This is a genomic window from Dyella marensis (assembly GCF_049532885.1).
GTDB classification, from domain to species: domain Bacteria; phylum Pseudomonadota; class Gammaproteobacteria; order Xanthomonadales; family Rhodanobacteraceae; genus Dyella_D; species Dyella_D marensis.
On record NZ_CP064029.1, the window covers coordinates 220968 to 240283 of the forward strand.

Below are 19316 nucleotides of genomic sequence, written 5' to 3' on the forward strand. Positions count from 1 at the left end.
CGCGCTCACCGCCGTTGCAAGACACGGCGGCGCGTTTTATGGTCACCGGCGGCCGCCCTTCCTTTGTGACAGAAGCCATGCGATGAGAGTCGTCGCCGCAAGTTATCGCCGCTCCCCATGAGCTACGCATCCATCGATTTCGTCAGTGTGCTTGCGGATTCCGTTACCGGCGCGCAATCGCTGGAGGAACTGGTCCGTCCGCTGCTGGAACTGCTGCAGGCGGTGACCGGCCTGGAATCCACCTACCTCACGCGGATCGACACCACGGCGGGCGTGCAGCACGTGGTGTACGCGCGCAATACCTTGCGCCTGCAGATTCCGGAGGGCCTGGAAGTGCCCTGGGAAGGCACCCTGTGCAAGCGCGCGCTGGAGGAAGGCCGGCTTTACACCGACGACGTGGCCAATTGCTGGGCCGACTCCGAAGCCGCGATGGCGCTGGGCATCGCCACCTACACCAGTACGCCGGTGCGCATCGAGGACGGCACGCTGTACGGCACGCTCTGCGCCGCCAGCGGCGAGCGCAAGCCGCTGGCCGATGGCGCGGAAAAGATTCTCTACATGTTCTCGCGCCTGATCGGCCAGCAGATCGAGCGCGAGCGGTTGGTGCACGCCTTGCGCCAGGCCAACGATTCGCTGGCGGTCAGCGCCCTGACCGATGCCACCACCCATCTGCCTAACCGCCGCGCGCTGATGGAAGAGATGCGGCGCCGGCTGGCCGCGCTGGGACGCGAGGGCGGCGCGCTGGCGGTGGCCTTCGTCGACCTCGACAAGTTCAAGGCGATCAACGACCGCTACGGCCACGAGGTCGGCGACCAGTTCCTCGCCGCGATCGGCGGGCGCCTGCAGAGCGCCCTGCGCGCCGGGGATTTCGTGGCGCGCCTGGGCGGCGACGAATTCGTGGTGCTGTCGCACACGCCGCATGACAGCGATGCCGAGGTCGCCGCGATGGCGATGCGTGCGCGCCTGCAGCTCGCCACGTCGGGGCACTTCGGACTGGCCGGTGCGGCGATCGACTATGCCGGCCCCAGCATCGGCATGATCGTCGCCACGCGCGATGCGCACGATGCCGAAGCCCTGATCGCGCAGGCCGATGCGGCCATGTATGCGGACAAGCGCCAGCGCAAGCGCATGGCGGCCGGCATCGCCTGACCGCGCGCGGGGGCTTACAGCTTGTAGGCCTTGTGGATCGCCACGATCCCGTTGGTGAGGTTGCGCACCTCGACCTTGCCGAAACCGGCGCGCTCCATCATGCCCTTGAGCGTCTGCTGGTCCGGATGCTTGCGGATGGATTCGGCCAGGTACTGGTAGCTGTCGGCGTCGCCCGCAAACAGCTGGCCCAGCTTCGGCAGCACCTTGAACGAGTGGAAGTCGTACAGCTTGCCGAACAGCTCGCTCTGCACCTTGGAGAATTCCAGCACCAGCGCACGGCCGCCGGGCTTGAGCACGCGGCAGATGTCGGCCAGGGCCTTGTCCTTGTCGGTGACGTTGCGCAGGCCGAAGGCCATGGTCACCGCATCGAAGCTGTTGTCCGGGAACGGCAGGCATTCGGCGTTGAGCTGGGCCCAGCGCAGGCCGCCGACCAGGCCGCGGTCGGTGAGGCGGTCGCGGCCGACCGTAAGCATGGCGGCGTTGATGTCGCCCACCACCACCTCGCCCTCGGCGCCGACCACCGGCTTGAGCAGCGCGGCGATGTCGCCGGTGCCGCCGGCCAGGTCCAGCACGCGGTCGCCCTTGCGCACGCCGCCGATGGCCACGAAATGGCGCTTCCACAGGCGGTGCACGCCGAACGACATCAGGTCGTTCATCAGGTCGTAGCTGCCGGCCACCGAGGTGAAGACGCGGCCGACAAGCTTCTGCTTGTCGCCGACCGGGACGTCGCGGAAACCGAAATGGGTGGTCTTGGGCTGCTGTTCGCTCATGGGCATATGCTACAGGATGGCCTGTTCCGGCGCCCCGGCCGGTGTCTCAGGGCTCGAAAACGTTGCCGTCCATCTTGTAGATCACCCCGTCCTTCATCACGAAGCTCACCTGCTGCATGGCCTTGATGTCGTCCAGTGGATTGCCGGGTACCGCGATAACGTCCGCATGGCGGCCCGGGGCGATCTGGCCCAGTTCGTCCGACTTGTGCAGCAGCTCGGCCGCGTGGGTGGTTGCCGCCTGCAGCGCCGCCACGGGCGGAATGCCGGCCTCCACCATGTACTGGAATTCGCGCGCGTTCTGGCCGTGCGGATAGACCGCGGCATCGGTGCCGAAGGCGATCTTCACCCCGGCCTTGTACGCCTTGCCCGCGGTGGCCTGGATGATCGGCCCGACCTGCTTCGCCTTGGCCGCCACCTGGGGCGGGTAGTAGCCGGGCTTTCCAGCCATCTGCTGCACGTACTTGCCGGCGGTGATGGTGGGCACGTACCAGGTGCCGTGCTGCTTCATCAGCTGCATGTCCTCGTCGTTCATGAAGGTGCCGTGCTCGATCGAGTCGACGCCGGCCAGCACCGCGCGGCGGATCGCCTCGGCGCCGTGCGCGTGTGCGGCGACGGTGTAGCCATAGTCGTGCGCGGCGGTGACCACGGCCTTGATCTCCTCGATGGTCATCTGCGCGTTGTCCACGCTGGCGCTTTCGTCCAGCACGCCGCCGGAGGGCATGATCTTCAGCAAGTCCACGCCGTCCTTGTAATGCTGGCGCACGGCTTTGACGGCGTCTTCCGGGCTGTTGACGATGCCGTCCTTGATGCCCGGGTCGCCGGCAAGGTCCATGCGGTAGCCGTCGGTGGGGTCGGCATGGCCGCCGGTGGAGCCGATCGGCTTGCCGGCGGTGAAGATGCGCGGGCCCACCACCACGCCGGCATTGATGGCATTGCGCAGCGCGATCGATTCGTTCTGGCCGTCGCCCAGGTTGCGCACCGTGGTGAAGCCGGCCAGCAGGGTGCGCCGCGCATAGACGGTGGAGCGCACGGCGTAGTCGGCGACGTTCCAGCGGAACTGGTCGGTGAAGCCGGTGGGGCTGGTTTCGGAGGTGAGGTGGGTGTGCGAGTCGATCAGGCCGGGCAGGCAGGTGCTGTCGCCAGTATCGACGTAGGCGAAGCGCCGGCCCGCGGCGGCCTGGCGATACGGCTCGGGGTCGACCGCGCCGCTGCGGATTTCCTTGATGCGGCCATCCTCGACGATCAGCGTGGACTGGCCGAGCATCTTGCCCGCCGCCGGATCGAACAGCCGCGCGCAGCGCAGCACGCTGAGGTCGTGGCCGCCGGCTGGCGGAGCTTCCTGCGCCCGCACGGTCAGCGGAAGCATGGCGACGGCGGCGACTGCGAAGGCGAGACGGGCGTGCATGGCGACCTCCTTGGCGGAAGCCGCATCCTAGGCGGACCGGAGGTCCGCCGCCATCCGCTTATGGCTGCGGCTTGTGGTGCTCGTGCCGTTCCGTGTCGACGTGGCGCTCGTGCAGGGTTTCGCTGGTGGTCGGCTCGTCGGCCGCGGGCGGCCCGGCGGCCGGCGGTTCGGCCGTCTGTACGGCTTCTTCGGCCAGGGGCGCGGGACGCTGCTCGTCCTTCTCGCTGTCGCCGCCGGGCGTCATCTTGAGAATGGAATGGCGCACTTCGCGCGCAAGGATCACGCGCGCATCGCGCACCATCACTTCCAGCGCGGTGTCGTAATCGAGCTTGCCGCCTTCGTCGGTCCAGATGATGCGGCTCTCGCGCAGCTTCTGGATAAAGCCGCGGAACAGCGCCTTGTCGAAGAACTCCGGCGCGGACAGCTCGTTGAGCAGGGCCAGGCGCTGCGCGGTGAGCGTGCAGGCGTTCTCCAGCTCCGCCGGCGTGAGCACGTGCGGGCCGTTCTTCACCAGCGCGGCGATGGTGATGTAGTAGCGCTCGAAGGCCTGGATCAGGCTGCGCGCGATGGCGCGCAATTGGTAGGCGGCATCGTCCTGGCCGGGGCCGCGTTCCAGCACGCGGCCTTCGCTGGTGGCTTCCAGCAGGCCGCGGCGCACGAAGAAATCGATGGTGGCCTGCACTTGCTGGCCGAAGCCGTCCGCATCCCACGGCAGGAACAGCTCGCCCTGGATGAAGGGATAGATGATGCGGCCCAGGCGCAGCACCGAGGCGCGCGTCATGCGGCGGTTGTTGAGGAAGCAGCAAGCCACCCACGCGGCGGTGGCCATCAAGTGCAGCACGTTGTTGCGGAAGTAGCTGAGCAGCACCGCCTGCTCGCCCTCGGTCATCAGCACGTCGCCGAGCGGATGGCGCACGCGGCTGATCCAGCCCATCTGTTCGCCGTAGGCGATGATGCTGGCCGGGTCCATCGGGGTGAGGGTCATGCGGTCGGAATAGGGCAGCTCTTCCAGCAGCGCCTTCATCAGCTCCAGCTGGGCGAGCAGATCGTTTTCCGCCATCGCGTGCTTGGGCGTGGCCAGCAGGGCCAGCGCCAGCAGGTTGATCGGATTGACGTCGGCGGCGCGATTGATGTTGACGTGGATCTTCTCGGCCAGGTCGTCGACCAGGCCGTTGAGCCATTCCGGCTTGACGTCCGGATCGCCGCTGGCGGTGCGCCAGTCGGGACTGGCGGCGTCGAGCAGCGGATTGAGCTCGATCGGTTCGCCGAAGTTGAGCGCGACGTGGCCGTAGCGCTGGCGCAGCACTTTCAGGCCGCGCAGCAGGCCGATCAGCGATTCCTTTTCCTTGGCCTTGCCGGACAGCTCACCTACGTAGCTCTTGCCTTCCATCAGCTTCTCGTAGCCGATGTACACCGGCTGGAACAGCACCGGGCGGCGCGGCGCGCGCAGGAAGGCGCGCACGGTCATCACCAGCATGCCGGCGCGCGGCGCCAGCAGGCGGCCGGTGCGGGAGCGGCCGCCTTCGATGAAGTACTCGATCGGCACGCCGCGGTCGATCAGCTGCGCCAGGTATTCGTTGAACACCACCGAGTACAGCGCATTGCCCTTGAAGCTGCGGCGCAGGAAGAACGCGCCGCCGCGGCGCAGCAGCGGGCCGATCACCGGCAGGTTGAGGTTCACGCCCGCGGCGATGTGCGGCACCACCACGCCGGCCTGGTGCAGCTGATAGCTCAGCAGCAGGTAGTCGGCATGGCTGCGGTGGCAGGGCACGTACACCACTTCGTGGCCCGGCGCGGCGGCGCGGACCTTGTCGAAGTGATGCATGGCGATGCCGTCGTACAGCTTGTTCCAGAAATTGGAGAGCAGGAACGACACCGAGCGCACCACCGGGTGCGAGTAGTCGGCGGCGACTTCCATCGCCATGTCGTGCGCCTTGCGCCAGGCCTTGGCGGGGCTGATGTTCTCGCGCGCCGCGGTGGCGGCGATGGCGTCGCGGACCGGCTCCGCATTGAGCACGGAGTCGACCACGGTGCGGCGGTGCGAAAGGTCGGGTCCGATCACGGCCGCGCGGATGCGCCGGAAATGCGTGCGCAGCACGCGGGCGATCTTGCGCGCGAAACGCTCCGGCTGCTGGATGTCGCCCGCTTCGGTCATCACCGAGCGCAGCGACACGGGCGTGGAGAAATGCACCACGGTGTCGCGGCCGTTGAGCAGCAGCGCGATCAGGCGGCGGAAGCGGCCGACCATCACCCAGTTCTCGGAGAACAGCACGCTGAACCAGCCGGACTCGCGGTTCGGCGCGCGGCCCACATAGATGGACACCGGCACGATCTGGATGTCGCGCTCCGGGTCGGCCTCCAGCGTACGCACCAGCTGGCTCAGCGTTTCGGTGGGCGCACGGTGGCGGTTGCGGCCGAACAGCCAGCCGTCACGGCGCACCAGCGCGAACATCGAGCGGCGGCGGCGCGTGCCCTGCAGCGGCTGCATGGGGCTGGGCAGGCCGGCTTCGCGGCAGGCGCGTTCCAGGATCAGCGCGTCGGAGAAACCATCGCGTTCCACCACGTAGCACACCGGCAGGCCGGGCTTGAGCAGGGTCGCGGGTTCGGCCGGGTCGCGCCGCAGGCGCAACCAGGGTTCGAGCAATTGCCCGGCCAGGTTGAACCACCAGGGCGCACGGCTGCGGGCGGGAAGTTCCGCGGTCGACATGTTCAGCATCCGCGCATTGTACCGGGTGAACCCGCCCGTTCCGGTAGGCGGGGTTTGGGGCAACGAGCTCTTAACGCTTGGGCGGTGCGGTCGCCGGCGCGGTGGCCGCATGCGTGCTGGCCGCAGCTGCCGGCATCGGCGCACTCGCCGCGACGGCGGGCGTGCTCAGGCGCTGATGCGCATCGCGCACGTTCTTCAGCAGGTCTTCGCTGTACCAGCGGCCGTCCTGCTGCATCAGGGTGGACTCGGTGCTGAGCGGCTTGCCCAGCAGCACGTAGTCGATCTTCACCCGCGCATAGCCGTAGGCGTTTTCCAGCGTGGTCACCTTCACCGAATCCAGCGCCTGGTCCAGCGACAGGCCGTAGATGGCCAGCACGTCGCGCAGGCCGAGATAGCCGGTGCTGTACTTCTGCATGGCGGTGTCGAAATCCAGCGCCCGCAGCTGGTCGGCATGTTTGATGTCGAGCTTGCGCGCGGTGGCTACCAGGGTGGCGATCGCCTGCCTGGCCTTGGCCTGGTCGAACCACGACTGCTGCTGTGCCCAGGGCACCACTACGTCGAGCACGTCGTTGGCCTGCTTCTTCTGCACCGCCGTCATGGCGTGGCTTTGATCGATCGCGGTACGCGCGATGCCCTGGCCGATGCCGAGCATCACCGGCAGCTGGTCGCTGTACTGCTGCTGCAGCTGGGCGAGCTTGGGCCTGGCTTCCGCATAGAGCTTGTCCTCGGCGCCGGGCTCGGTGAGCTCCTTCATCTTCGCCTCGAACTGCGCGCGGTCCTCCGCGCTGGGCGGTTCGACGGCGTGCTCGCGCGGCCAGTCGGCGCGCAGGGTGGCGTAGTCGGCCGCGGGCAGGGAGTGCTTCCAGAAGCCGGCGAAGTCGCCGGCGCGGATCAGCTTCACTTCGTCCTGGATCGCCGCCTCCGGCGTGGCGCCGCCGGTGAGTTCGGCTTCCTTCTGCTTGTCCTTGTCATGGCAGGCCGCCAATGCGGCCACGGCCAGCAGCCCGGGCAGTAGAAGACGGAGCGGACGATGACGCATGGGAGGGATCTCGCGGAGTGGATCGCCGCACCGTCGGTGGGTAGGACCAGGCGGGCAGGACGATGAGCGGCGGAGCGTAAGGGCGCCCGCTTCGGCGAGACAAGGGCAGAGGGTGCCAAATCCGCTGCGCCGTTCACGATCCGTGAACCGCGCAAAAGAAAACCCCGCGGGCGTTGGGCCTCGCGGGGTAATCCGGCAGAGCCGGAAGGGAAATGGCCTTGCCCGCAGAATCTGTGGTCAGCAGCAGGGTCGGCGCGGCGATCTTAACCGCATCCTGAAAGCTAAGGCAACACTTTCGTTAGATGCGCTAAGTCATTGATTGTTCGTGTTCGAGAATCTCAGTCCACGCGCAAGGCGTTGACTTTCAAGCGATGCCGCTCTTCGCGCGGGGCGGACCAGTCGTTGTTGAACAGGGCCGGCTCCCAGGAGCCATAGGTGGCGTTCGGCAGCACGAACCAACGCGTGCCGACCCAGTTCAGATACGGCGCCATGGCCTTGCTGCGGCCCTCGGCGTTGTTGGCCAGTACGGTGACAAAATCGCCGATCTGGTCGCCAAATTGCATCAAAACCCGATATTTCTTGCTGATCTGCTGACGGCGGCAGCCCTTTTCGGTGCCGATCTGCTCGCAGTCCTGCACGAAGGTGCCCAGGCCCAGGAAGGCTTCCGGGCCGGACACCGGCAGGCCCGCCTTGCGCAGATTGCCCAGGGTCGCTTCGTCCAGATCCTTGGCGCGGTTGGAGATATAGATCACGGCCACACCATGCTTGGCAGCGAACTGGGTGAACTCCACCACGCCCGGCAGGGCGCGCGCTTTCTGCTCCTTGCACCAGGCGGCCCAGTCGGCCTCGTTGAATTCGCCGCCGCTGCGGATCAGGCGCGCCTGGTAGGGCGAGTTGTCCAGCACGGTTTCGTCGATATCCAGCACCACCGCGGGCTTCTGGTTCTTCAGCGGCGCGGCGCGGTCTTCCTTGCTCAGCGCGTCCCAGCTCCTGTCCTTCAGCGCGGCCGGCAGGCGGGCCTGGGCGTCGCGGTAGGTCTGCAGGTAGATCAGGTCGTGCTCGATCGCGCTTTGCGACCAGGCCACGGCGTTGAGGTTGTCGTCGGCGGCGGGCCTGGCGGCCGCAGCCTGCGCGGCTGGCGCAACAGCGGACGGCTTGGTGGCATGCTGAGCCGAGCAGCCGGCGAGCAGGGCAAGGGCGGCGAATGACGCCGTCAGACGAATACGCATGGTTTTCCCTGTAGATAAAGCGAGCGGACAGAATCGCCGCAGTTTACGCCAGGGGAAAGGCCCTGCCGGCTTTCCTGAAGCCACGCTCCCACCCCTGCCTTCCCGGGGTGGCGACCGCCATGCGCTGCTGACAGACTGCGGGCTCCCTGGACTGCCCCAAGCCCGCATGGAAACCAGCCTGCCCCAGCCTCGCCAGCCCAGCCTGCCGATCCGCATCACCACCTATGTGCTGGCCGGCGCCGCCCTGCTGCTGGTGCTGTGCCTGCGCCTGCTGCCGGCGCTGTTCGCCGGGTTGCTGGTGTACGAGATCGTGCAATCGAGCGCGCCGCTGCTCGGCAAGCGCATCCCCGGCGACCGCGCGCGCGTGCTGGTGGTGGCGCTGCTGGCGGTGATCGTGGTCGGCCTGTTGATCCTGCTGATTCTCGGCGCGCTGAGCTTCTTCCGCACCGAGCTGGGCAACCCGGAACTGCTGTGGCAGGACCAGCTGATGCCGCTGGTGGAAAAAGCCCGCCAGCAGCTGCCCGCCGCCGTGGTGGGCTGGCTGCCGGACAGCGTGGACGAGCTGCGCGTGATGGCGCTGGAACTCACCCACAAGCACTCGGTAAGCCTGCAGTCGCTGGGCAAGGAAACCGCCCGCGTGCTGGTGCACATCATCATCGGCATGGTGCTGGGCGGCATCGTCGCGCTCAGCCGCACGCGCCCCGCGCACCAGGTCGGCCCGCTGGCCGCCGCGCTCGGCCTGCGCTGCCAGCGCCTGGCCGAGGCCTTCCACAACATCGTGTTCGCGCAGATCAAGATCTCGCTGATCAACACGGTGTTCACCGCGATCTTCCTGCTCGGCGTGATGCCCTTGATGGGCTATCACATCCCGCTGGCCAAGACCCTGGTGGTACTCACCTTCATCGTCGGCCTGCTGCCGGTGATCGGCAACCTGATCTCCAACACCGCCATCACCATCGCCGGACTGTCGGTATCGCTGGGCGTGGGTGTGGCGGCGCTGGGTTTCCTGATCCTGATCCACAAGCTGGAGTACTTCCTCAACGCGCGCATCGTCGGGACGCAGATCCGTTCGCGTGCGTGGGAATTGCTGGTGGCGATGTTGCTGGTGGAGGCGGCATTCGGGCTGCCGGGGTTGGTGGCGGCGCCGATTTACTATGCGTATCTCAAGAGTGAGTTGGAGGCGGAGCGGCTGATTTAATCGCGCAGTCCCTCGGCCGTTACAACTCCGCTTCCATCAACAGATAAAGCGGACCGCCCGACGAAGCCGCATAGCCGCTGGACCATTGCGCGCCGCCGGACACCGTGAAAATCAGGCATACCAGCCCCTGATTGATCACGCCCAGTGCGGGGTCGGTCGTATTGGAAGCTGCCCCCACCCAGCGAATAGGCGATCCGAGATTGCGCATCGACGGCGAGGCACGCATGGCCGTGGGAAGCGGCAGCGGGACGAAGGTGCTGGTGGCGTTGTGCTGCGTGCCTACCCCAATGCCTGTGCCGATGGCTGCGTTGAAGGCATAGCAATAGCGGTTGCACAGCTGCTGTTCGATCGCCTTGGGGCGTACGTCGAAGGACGTCGCGGCGCCACCGATCTCCAGCTGTACCTGGGCGAAGTCGAACGTGCCGGATTGCTGGCCCAGCGTATTCGTCCGGCCGTTGTAGTTGCCGCCCGCATCCATCCACAGTGCGATCTGCAGGAAATCGTCACCGTACGGGCCCATGGAGGTATTGACCAGCGCGGGAACGTCGAAGGTCGCGGAGAACCTCTGCCAGTCGCCGGTCACGTTGAAGCTGGTGACTCCGATGGCATTGATGGAAGCCGGCCCGCCGTTGCCGAAATATTGCGTGGCTTCGAGCGCGATCTTCCTGGCGGCATCGGCCTTGGCGTAGAACGACACGGTTACCCGCTTGCCGGCGAGCGAGGCTACGCTTTCGATGCGCTGCGCCAGATAGCAGGCATTGCCTGCTCCGGCGACGGAGCTGACGGCGCAGCGCATGAAGTACGCCGGATTGTCGGGCACCGCGGACTGGCCGATCGCAAACGCCTGCCGCGTGGCATTGATCGTGGTCCCGGTCTGCTGCACCAGGAATCGGTCGGCGCAGTAACCTGTCGACGAGAAACTGGTGCCCCGCTGCCAGATATCGAAGCTGCCGTTGACGATGCGGTTCTTGAAAGTGGCGACGCTGAGCGCGCCGCCGTAAAGCTCGTTGAAGTTGGCTTCGGTCTTCTGCCAGGCCACACGGTTGGTGTCGCCGTCCTTGCCGTCGGATTGGGTGCCGAGGTTGATGTGCTGCTGTGCCATGGATGGCGATTCCTGTGAGATTGCCCGTGGGCGGCAAGAGGTTGGGATGGCCATGCCACAGGCACGGCAAAGCGGCCCGTTCCGGACGAAGCCGGAAGGCCGCTTGACGGGATGAAAAGCTAGCCGGTGGGCTAGTTCGCTGCGCGCCGCACCTTTGTATAGAGCACGCGCGTCCACAGCCACTGGAAGCCGAGCATGCCCAGCAGCGGGATCAGGCCAAGAGCGACCAGGATCGCGATGGCGATTACGTCGTCCACGTGGCCGCTGCCGCCGAAGATCAGCAGCGCCACCACGACGCCAACACCGGCCAGCAGCAGATAAGCACACACGAACGCAAGCACGCTCGCGCTCAACAGCCGGCCCACCCGCACCAGCGACAGGTTGCGCGGCAAACCAAGCCATGCGCCACCGAAGGCGAGCGCGCCGGCCAGCACTGCGCCGATCCAGGTGCTTATCACGATCACCGGCGAATAGGCGTCGTACGCGTTGACCAACGGATACAGCAGCGCCATGCCCACGACCACCGCCGTCGCCTGCATCCATCCGGCGAGGCCCGCCGCACGCGTGCGCTGGCCCGCCGGTGGCGGCATGGCGATCCTGTCCTTTCGGCAGACCAGCAAGGCCAGCCACCACGACGATGCGATGACCACGACGTCCAGCGCCAGGCCGAAAGCGAAGATGCCGGTCTGCAAGCCATGCCCCATCATCGCCGTGCCAAACAGCATGAACATGCCCTGGTACAGCACCATGATCACAATGTCCCAGCCCAGCAAGCTTCCGGCGAACACAGCCATCAGCAGCAGCGGCCGCTGGAACGCCCATTCCTGACGGCGCTCGCCGTGCCACTGCGCGACCAGGAACGCCAACCCGCCCTGCACCAGCAACCCTTCGCCTATTGTCTTCAGCGTCATCGTCAGATAAGTGAAGATCTGTTCGTTATCCGACGGCGCGCGCAGCATCATCAGGCCGAAGGTGACGCAATGCCACGCCACCACCATCAGCATGGCGGTGACGGCGGCGAGCCAGGGGAGGTTGGAGCGCTGGGCGGGGTGGTTCATGTGACGTCCTTGTGCAGCGGGCGCCGGGTCGAAGCGGGCGCCGTGTGGGAGTGCACAAGCTAACGGGAGCGGCGAGGCGATACCAGTGCGCCGACGATCAGCCCGGTGGCTCAGAGGGGTGCTGCTCCAGTGCGGTAATGCGCGCGATGGCTTGCTGGAGCAGATCGTCCGTGTGCTTCCATGCGGCGATGAGATAAGGCACCAGGCCGACGTAGTTGACGTTCTGAAGTGCCGGCTCGTCGTACTCGACCTGCGTCGGCGGCTTATAGTCGACGGGTTCCGTCCCCGGCATATAAGGCGTGGTGTCGCCTTCGAGGCGAACCGATCGGCGTACCGCATCCTTCGCACCCTCGACGAGCAGGGGGAACGACTGCGCGAGTTCGTGGGCAATCATGCCGGCGCGGCGTGGGGCGTCCTGCGGTTCGCGATTATCCGAATACTCGACCGGCCGGACGGACCGCAGGCTCGATGCGGCGGCGGCGGGATCGATGCCGACGACATCCTGCTTGATTCGATAATCCGAATTCTGCGTCAACGTGCCGGCGAAGACCGCATTGCCGCCCTCCAGGAACTGGAAGGCATTCTGCGATCCACCGACGTGAAAATGCAGCTGCGGCGCGGAGCTGCCCGATCCGCCTTCGTAGGCGTCGATAGCGGCCAGATGGCGCGCACCCCAGCGAGTGAAGCGGGCCAACATATAGGCGGAGACGTTGCTCATCGCATCCACCTGGATGGCTGGCGTCCGGCCTTGCGTCCACTCTCCCCACGATCCGCCGATGCCGCGGTCGGTGCCGGTATTGGATACGCAGTAACAGAATTCGTTGGGCACGCCGATCTTGCTGATGCTTCCGGTGAACAACGGGTTGGCCTTCGGCAGCGCCCGGTCGGCGGTGGCCTTGGCAGCGTCGGCTGTTGATTTGGCGGTGCCGGCCAGCTGATTGGCACTGTCGGCGCCGGCTTGGGCGGTAGTGGCGCGGCTGTCCAGATTGGTGAAATTGTCGTTGCACTTGTTGTGGGCGGTGCGATTGGTATCGCCGTCCTCGCCCTTCGGCGGGGTGCCGAGGTTGATCAGTTGAATGGCCATGTCGACTCCTGGCAAAAAGATATCGGGCGCCTGAAGCGCCCGGACGGAGAATCAGCTGGCGTAGGAAGATGACCGCACGGCTTCAGAATTCGGCTCGAAAAAGAAACACCTGCGGCTGGTTCAGCTGTGCCATGGCGCCAGCCGAAGGCGTGCCTCCACTGATCGTGCCAGTGACGTCCATGAGAGAACGCCGGTTATCGCTCAGGAGGTTAATGAGCTGCGCACCGTTGATCGTATAGATCGCAACCTGCGTGGCCTCGGCCTGGAACGCGCTGAGCAATAGCGAGCAACTGGGCGCACGCCGCATGGGCACTTCAAAGTCGTTATAGAAGCGGACGCTGGTGGCGGAGCTCCAGCGGCCGATGAGGAGGGACCGGCTCGTCGTGCAATAGCGCTTGCACAGCAGCTCCTCGATGGCGAACGGCCGAGCATCGAAATCCGTGGCGATGCTGCCAGCTTCGAGCTGCATCATGGCGAAGTCGAGATAGATGCCGGTGGCCCAGGAGCCAAGTGGCGCGAACGTCGTGTTGTCCGAGTTGTCCTGCTTGTAGAGATACAGGCTGAGCGAGAGGTTGTGGCCGTCGCCGAGCGTCTTGCCGGCGATGGACGGTACCGGGAAGCTGAAGGTGAAACGCTGCCAGGCCGTCGTTACGGCGAAAGTCGTCTGCGCCGCCATGACGGAAGTCGATCCGCCACTGCCGAAATTCTGCTGCAGCGCGAAGCCGATGTTGCGCGGGGAGTCGGCCTTCAACCAGACCGATAAAGTAGCCATGCCGCCGGCCAGAGTCGACACATCCTCGATGTACTGCAGCGTACGTATCATCGATCCCGTGCCGCCCTGCGGGCCTACTGCCGTCGCTTGCAGGCGCGCGAACCACTTCGGATTGCCCGGCACCACGTCCTGCCCCGTGGCGAAAGCCTGCTGATTCAGCGTGATCGTCGAGCTGCCCGTGCCCGCGGAGCCGTTATAGGCCTGGCCGAGATAACGATCCGGACCCCAGGCGATCGCGTTCACCGAAGTGGCCGTTGCCGCGGCGCCAGCCTGCCATATGTCGAGTTTGCCGTTGATCAGTTTGTTCTTCATCGCCTGCACGGACATGGCGCCGCCATACAAGTCGTTGAAGTTGTGCTCGGTCTTCTCCCAGGCAGCGCGATTGGTATCACCGTCCTTGCCGTCGGATTGGGTGCCGAGGTTGATGTGTTGTTGTGACATTGGGGTAGTCCAAATAAAAAAGCCGCTTGCAGCGGCTTTGGGGACGCATCGGGTAACAGGCTGCTCTGCAGCGGGATCAGAGTTCCGCGTCAAGCAGGAGAATATTCGCGCCGACGTTATTGATGAGCACGGGTTGGCCGGAGGTAAGCCCCGAGAATCCGTTGACTGCCGAGACGATGCTTTGCGAGGTGACGCCCGGCTGGGACAGCGCGCAATTGGAGCCCCCAACCCAGGCCGCTCCGGCCAGGAGCTCATAGGTTGCTGCGGAGAAGCTGGTCTTCAATAGGGTGACCGTGGGGTTCGCGCGCATGGTGGGCCATTGGCCGGCGAAAAGAATGGTGGTCGGGCTGAGCGTGACGCCGGTCAGTCCGCCACCATTGACGATTTGGGTGTAGCGCTGGCACAGGCCGATCTCGATCGCGGTAGGGCGATCGTCGAAGCTCGTCGCATATCCGCCGATTTCAACCTGCACCTGTGCAATGTCGAATACGCCAGACTGTTGACCGATGCTTCCGGAGCGGGCGTTGTACGTGCCGCCCGCATCCAGCCAGAAGTTCAGCGATGTCGAGTCGTTCGAGTTGGTGCCGAGTGACAGTCCGGCGATGGAAGGCACAGTGAACACCAAGGTAAACCTCTGCCAGGTCGTCGACAGCTGAACGGCCTGTCCTGCGCCTTGAACCTGTGCGCTCGTGCTTCCACCATTGCCTGGATTCTGATCCAGGCTGACCCCGATCTTGCGTGCAGCATCCGCCTTGGCCCAGAAAGAGACGGTCACCGTCTGGCCGCTCAATCGAAAGATATCTTCGATGAATTGCGCGAGTATGCAGCAGTTGTTCGCACCTGCGACCGATGTGACTGCATTCCTGATGAAGTACCTAGGGTTGTTGGGTACATCGGATTGCCCAGGGGTGAACTGCTGGCGACTGACGGTGATTGCCGAGCCAGGGCTAAGGATCTTCCAGCGATCGGCTGTATAAGCATATCCGGTGGTTGGAAAGCCGCTGGTGCCACGTTGCCAGATGTCGAAGTCACCGTTGATCAGTTGGTTCTTAAACGAAATGGCGCTCAACGCGCCGCCGTATAGTTCACTGAAGTTCGACTCGGATTTTGCCCAGGCAGTGCGATTAGTGTCGCCGTCCTTACCGTCGGGCTGAACGCCGAGATTGATGTGCTGTTGAGCCATTTGGTGGTCCAGGAAAAAAGCCGCCTTGCGGCGACTTCGGGAAAGAAGTGATGTGCTGTCGTGCAGACGATAGCCGCCACGACGGCGGAGGATTTCCTAGTAATTGGTCACATCAATCACCATGTATTGCGGCAAGTAATACATAAAGCTTGAGCCGTAGTACGTTTCGATGACCATCAACGTTGAAGTCATGACTTCGGCGTTGATTTTTGCGCCGTAGATTCGAATGTTCTTCGCTGGAGGTTCTACCCGTAGTCCGTAATCGTTGAATATGCAGGCGTACTCGCGTCCGGGTTGATATGACTTGCTAATGCCGGCGTCCCATTGGATAAAATCTACGACGCGTAGATACTTGCCGCCCGTTGCGTCGAAGGTGAGATTTCCCGCGCCGTCGAATACGTTAAGGCCAAAGCGTGAATCAGATGGCGTTGGAACGTCGAAGATGTAATACGGGATTTGAGCTCCAGGATCTGAGTTCGCGTAAATTCGAAATATGAAGTTACCGTTCCCCACGTTTGCCACTCTGGCCGCGCTTGTAATGGTGCTCTTGGTGGCGATCATGGGTATAGTCAAGCCGCTGAGTTGGAAATCGACGTAAGACGAGAAGCCAGATGCCTGGGTCGTGGTGGCAACTCCCTTCGTGCGAAGCGCGAAATTGCGGTACGTACTATCGACAGTCACCGTCTGGCCGTCCGCATTGAAAATCTGCAGGCCCGCTTCGCTCATTAGTAGACTCCATATAGAAGGGTGGATGCGACCAGATCAGTAACGTAGGGGCGCGGGCTCCACCTTATGACGTTGCCACTCACAGTGATCAGTGGCCGGTAGTTGCTTGCCACGTTGGGCACGATCATCCACCAGATAGTCCCCTGACTAGCATTAGGTACGGTTAGCTGGTTGGTGTCGCCTGCAGGAATAGAGGCGCTTCCCGTAATGCGACACAGACGAGTCGTAACGTCGATCAGAAGATTGCCGTTCCCGTCGTAAGCCTGGAATCCTTGTGTCATTACCAGATCCCCATGCGTACACGAAGCACACCATTTCCGTCGAAAACTTGGATTAGGCTGTCGTTGACCGTAAGGTATCCGCCGCCAGCCGGACCAGTCATCGTCAGCGAGCCGTTCTTGTCCAGCTTCCAGCGCGGCGCTCCGCCGGCACCAGTAGCGGTCGACTGAATGACGCTTCCGATCTTGGCGTTGTCAATCCACCCATCCCCAATCAACGCCTGCCGGATATACGTCTGCCCATTTTGGATAACGAACGGCGCAGTAACGTTATTGTTGGCGGTATTGATCACCGCAAACCGATCCGCCTGAAACAGCGCCTGCGACTGATACGATCCATCCGGCTGCTGCTCCACACCCAGGCCCATGCCCGCACCATAGATGCGCCCATCGGAACTGACCTGGCACTTCACCGTCCACGTGGCACTGACCTTCCCATTGAGATCGACCACCGCCTGCGACGTCTGCTGTACGGCGGCGCTGGTGTTGTCCACCGTGGCCTGCACCAGATCCACCCGCTTGGCCATCGACCGGTCGCCGTCCTGCACGGCATCCAGCAGCGTCCAGGTGCCGGCGAAATGCCCGCTGTCGCCAGCCCATTCCCCCGCGTCGCCAGCCATGTCCGACGTAGCGAGATCGACGCCCTCGAGAATCTGCTGCCCCAGCTCCGTCTGTCCGATCAGTCCGGTGATCACCGGCTCATAATCGGCCTGGCTGCTGCTCGACTGGGCCGGCAAGCCGGCGCCGTTGGGATAGAACGCACCGATGTTGCCGGTCTTGTCCACCAGCCGCACCCAGAAGTAGAACGACACGCCTGCGGCAAGGCCATCGATGTCGAGCGAGTTCTGCGGATAGGCCAGGTCGGCCATCTTGGTGGCGTCCTGCAGATTCGGCGTATTCGAGCGCCATACCTCGGTACGCTGGGTGTCGTCGGTGCCGGCGGGGAAGCTCCATTCCAGATGGATGCCCCACACTTTCGGCGTGGCTTTCAGCGTGGCGACCACCGGCGGCGCACCGGTCTTGCCCAGCACGTCGGTGGCTGCCGACAAGGCCGGCAACGACACCACGCCACCCGGGCTGGCCGCACGAACGCGTGCGATGTAAGTGCCGGTGTAGATTCCTTCCACATCGACGGACAAGCCGGACGTGCGCCCCGCGCTCACCCACTCGCCATCGTTGCGCCGCCACTCCACCTGGTAGCTGGTGGCGCCGGCCGCCGCATCCCATGCAATCGTCACGACGTTCGTGGCGATGCCCTGCGTGATCACCACATGACCATTGAGCTGCACGTTGGCCGGCGGCGCCTGCGTCGAGGCGGGCAGCGCGCTGATCGGCGGGATCTGGATGATCGCGCCGTTGTCGATCGCCGCGAATTTGCCCGGCACGTGCTGCAAAGCGGTGATGGTGTAGCTGATATCGCTGGAGGACTTGTCCTCGATCACCGACAGCACGCGGTAGGTTTGCGCGGCGAGCGTGTCGCTCTCCACCACCCATACGGCTTCCGCTTCCGGTTGCACCGAGAAGCCCGGAGCCGCCACGGTGAGCTGCACACCATCGATCGCCGTAATGGCCTGCGTCTCCGATACGCCGGTGGACAACATCACCGTCAGCCGATCGCCGACCGCCACCTGCTCCGGCGCCTGGTCCACCGTCACCACGGTCCGCGTGGCCTGATGGACACGCCCGCCCTGGCGCTTGCCGGCACGGGCGGGGTCCGTGATACGGACGATCTGCCCCGGCGCCGCGATGGTGCCATCCAGGCCGACCTTGAACGTCACCGTATCGGTTTCCAGCCGCGAGGTAAGCAGCACCCACTGGCCCGCGCGCTGAGCCTGCGCCTGCGAGGTGCAGCCGAACGCGGTGAGCGTGGTCTGCTGGATGCCATAGCGTGCCAGACCCGTGCGGTCTTCCACGTACTCGACCTTGGCGCGATAGAAATCGCTGGGGTCGTTCCAGGTCACCAGCGCGGTCGTGTAGCGCGTCTTGCGCGTGCTCGCCGCATAGGTGAACTGGCCGCCGATCACGTTGGCCGCGCTGTACGCATACACCGGGTCCGCCGGCATATCGGCGGAAGCCGTGATGGCGCCGCCCGTCCAGAACGAGATGCCGCGGAACACGCTGGCCAGGTCGCTCAGCAGCTTGTACGCATCGCTGGCGGTCTGCAGGAACACGTTGCAGGTAAAGCGCGGCTCGGTGCCGCCCTTGCCGTCGCTCACCGGCTGGTCGCAATACTGCGCGATACGGTACAACTCCCACTTGTTCACCTGGGCCGCGGTGATCAGATGGCCCAGTCCGTAGCGCGGGTGCGTCGACAGGTCGTAATAGATCCAAGCCGGATTGTCCGTCCACGCCGGCTTGAAGCTGCCGTCCCACACACCGCTGTAAGTGCGCGCCAGCGGATCGTAGTTGCTCGGCACCTGGATAATGCGGCCCCACAGGTCGTACGCACGGCTGGGGATATTGCTGAACTGCGCGGCGTCGCCGGAAATGCCCAGCAGCGCGCTGTTGGGATAGCGCAGCTTGGCGTCGATCACCTCGGTATAGCTGTCGATGGTGGTGATGTCGGCGATCGACGAGCTGTTGGCATTGGCGGTCATGCGCGTGACGCGCACGTTCCACCCGCTCTGCGCCGCCGGCAGGTCGATGCGGTGGCTGCGCTGGTACTTGCTGGTGGTCTTGCCGGTGATCGCGCCGGTATAGGCCAGCTGCCACGCGCCACTGTCGGTCTGCACCTCGATCTTGTACTGCACCGAGTAGCCGTTGATATCACCGTTGGACGTATTGGCCTTGGACAGGCCCGGCACGCCGATGGTCACGCGCACCGCCGAGAGCGAGGTATTGCTCAGCGAACGGACCCACGGCGTGCTCTGCTTGAGCTCCACGCCGACATTGATCTCGTTCTCCACCGCCGGATAGCCAGGCACTTCCTCCTGGTCCTGCGTGCCGGTGCGCGTTTCCACGTGCACGTTCTGGAAGTTGAGCGAGCCGTCCGCGTTGGCCAGCGGCGTCTCGTCCAGGTAGATCGATTGCAGCCCGTTGACCAGGCCGCCGATCTCGCCCTCGCTGACCAGGTCCAGGATGCGGAAGTAGGCGATCGAGCGCAGGCTGTCCGGCGACTCGACGGGCGTGCGCTGGCTGCCGCCGCCCTTGGCGCCTTGAATGGTGGAAGTCATGT

At 64.8% G+C, this 19316-nt stretch carries 14 protein-coding genes; 2 read left to right on the forward strand and 12 right to left on the reverse strand.

All coding sequences use genetic code 11. The annotated features are described in order from the left end of the window. Positions 1–117 precede the first annotated feature (117 nt). The gene (locus ISN75_RS00910; RefSeq protein ID WP_343819217.1) at positions 118–1149 is read left to right on the forward strand and encodes a sensor domain-containing diguanylate cyclase; all 1032 of its coding nucleotides are present in this window, start codon (positions 118–120) and stop codon (positions 1147–1149) included. A gap of 14 nt (positions 1150–1163) precedes the next feature. On the opposite strand, the gene ubiE is transcribed toward ISN75_RS00910, so the two are convergent. The 5 genes from ubiE to ISN75_RS00935 all read right to left on the reverse strand — a co-directional run bounded on the left by ubiE (position 1164) and on the right by ISN75_RS00935 (position 8299). Beyond that, positions 1164–1919, reverse strand: a complete 756-nt coding sequence (gene ubiE / locus ISN75_RS00915; protein ID WP_343819216.1) for a bifunctional demethylmenaquinone methyltransferase/2-methoxy-6-polyprenyl-1,4-benzoquinol methylase UbiE — start codon at positions 1917–1919, stop codon at positions 1164–1166. A 46-nt stretch (positions 1920–1965) separates the two neighbouring features. Continuing rightward, positions 1966–3324, reverse strand: coding sequence for a metal-dependent hydrolase family protein (locus ISN75_RS00920; RefSeq protein ID WP_168648899.1), 1359 nt, complete (start codon positions 3322–3324; stop codon positions 1966–1968). 58 nt (positions 3325–3382) lie between these two features. Next, entirely contained in the window at positions 3383–6040 is a 2658-nt protein-coding gene (plsB, locus tag ISN75_RS00925) for a glycerol-3-phosphate 1-O-acyltransferase PlsB (protein WP_343819215.1), read from the reverse strand. 61 nt (positions 6041–6101) lie between these two features. Beyond that, positions 6102–7070, reverse strand: coding sequence for a hypothetical protein (locus ISN75_RS00930; protein WP_168648897.1), 969 nt, complete (start codon positions 7068–7070; stop codon positions 6102–6104). Between the two features lie 338 nt (positions 7071–7408). After that, positions 7409–8299, reverse strand: a complete 891-nt coding sequence (locus ISN75_RS00935) for a 5'-nucleotidase, lipoprotein e(P4) family (RefSeq protein WP_343819214.1) — start codon at positions 8297–8299, stop codon at positions 7409–7411. A gap of 166 nt (positions 8300–8465) precedes the next feature. On the opposite strand from ISN75_RS00935, the gene ISN75_RS00940 reads away from it, so the two are divergent. Then, positions 8466–9497 (forward strand): AI-2E family transporter, encoded by a 1032-nt coding sequence (locus tag ISN75_RS00940; RefSeq protein ID WP_167255094.1) that lies wholly within the window; start codon positions 8466–8468, stop codon positions 9495–9497. A 19-nt stretch (positions 9498–9516) separates the two neighbouring features. Here the strand turns inward: ISN75_RS00940 and ISN75_RS00945 are convergent, their stop codons facing one another. The 7 genes from ISN75_RS00945 to ISN75_RS00975 form a co-directional block, all read right to left on the reverse strand. Then, on the reverse strand, positions 9517–10599 hold the full coding sequence (locus ISN75_RS00945; protein WP_343819213.1) for a carbohydrate binding domain-containing protein: 1083 nt from the start codon (positions 10597–10599) through the stop codon (positions 9517–9519). A 131-nt stretch (positions 10600–10730) separates the two neighbouring features. Continuing rightward, positions 10731–11657, reverse strand: a complete 927-nt coding sequence (locus ISN75_RS00950) for a hypothetical protein (protein WP_343819212.1) — start codon at positions 11655–11657, stop codon at positions 10731–10733. A 97-nt stretch (positions 11658–11754) separates the two neighbouring features. After that, positions 11755–12741, reverse strand: a complete 987-nt coding sequence (locus tag ISN75_RS00955; protein ID WP_168648893.1) for a tail fiber domain-containing protein — start codon at positions 12739–12741, stop codon at positions 11755–11757. An 82-nt stretch (positions 12742–12823) separates the two neighbouring features. After that, positions 12824–13954 (reverse strand): hypothetical protein, encoded by a 1131-nt coding sequence (locus ISN75_RS00960; RefSeq protein ID WP_343819211.1) that lies wholly within the window; start codon positions 13952–13954, stop codon positions 12824–12826. A gap of 76 nt (positions 13955–14030) precedes the next feature. Beyond that, positions 14031–15137 (reverse strand): carbohydrate binding domain-containing protein, encoded by a 1107-nt coding sequence (locus tag ISN75_RS00965; RefSeq protein ID WP_343819210.1) that lies wholly within the window; start codon positions 15135–15137, stop codon positions 14031–14033. Positions 15138–15233: 96 nt separating this feature from the next. Continuing rightward, on the reverse strand, positions 15234–15863 hold the full coding sequence (locus tag ISN75_RS00970; protein ID WP_343819209.1) for a hypothetical protein: 630 nt from the start codon (positions 15861–15863) through the stop codon (positions 15234–15236). 280 nt (positions 15864–16143) lie between these two features. Continuing rightward, entirely contained in the window at positions 16144–19314 is a 3171-nt protein-coding gene (locus tag ISN75_RS00975; RefSeq protein WP_343819208.1) for a host specificity protein J, read from the reverse strand. Positions 19315–19316: the final 2 nt, after the last annotated feature.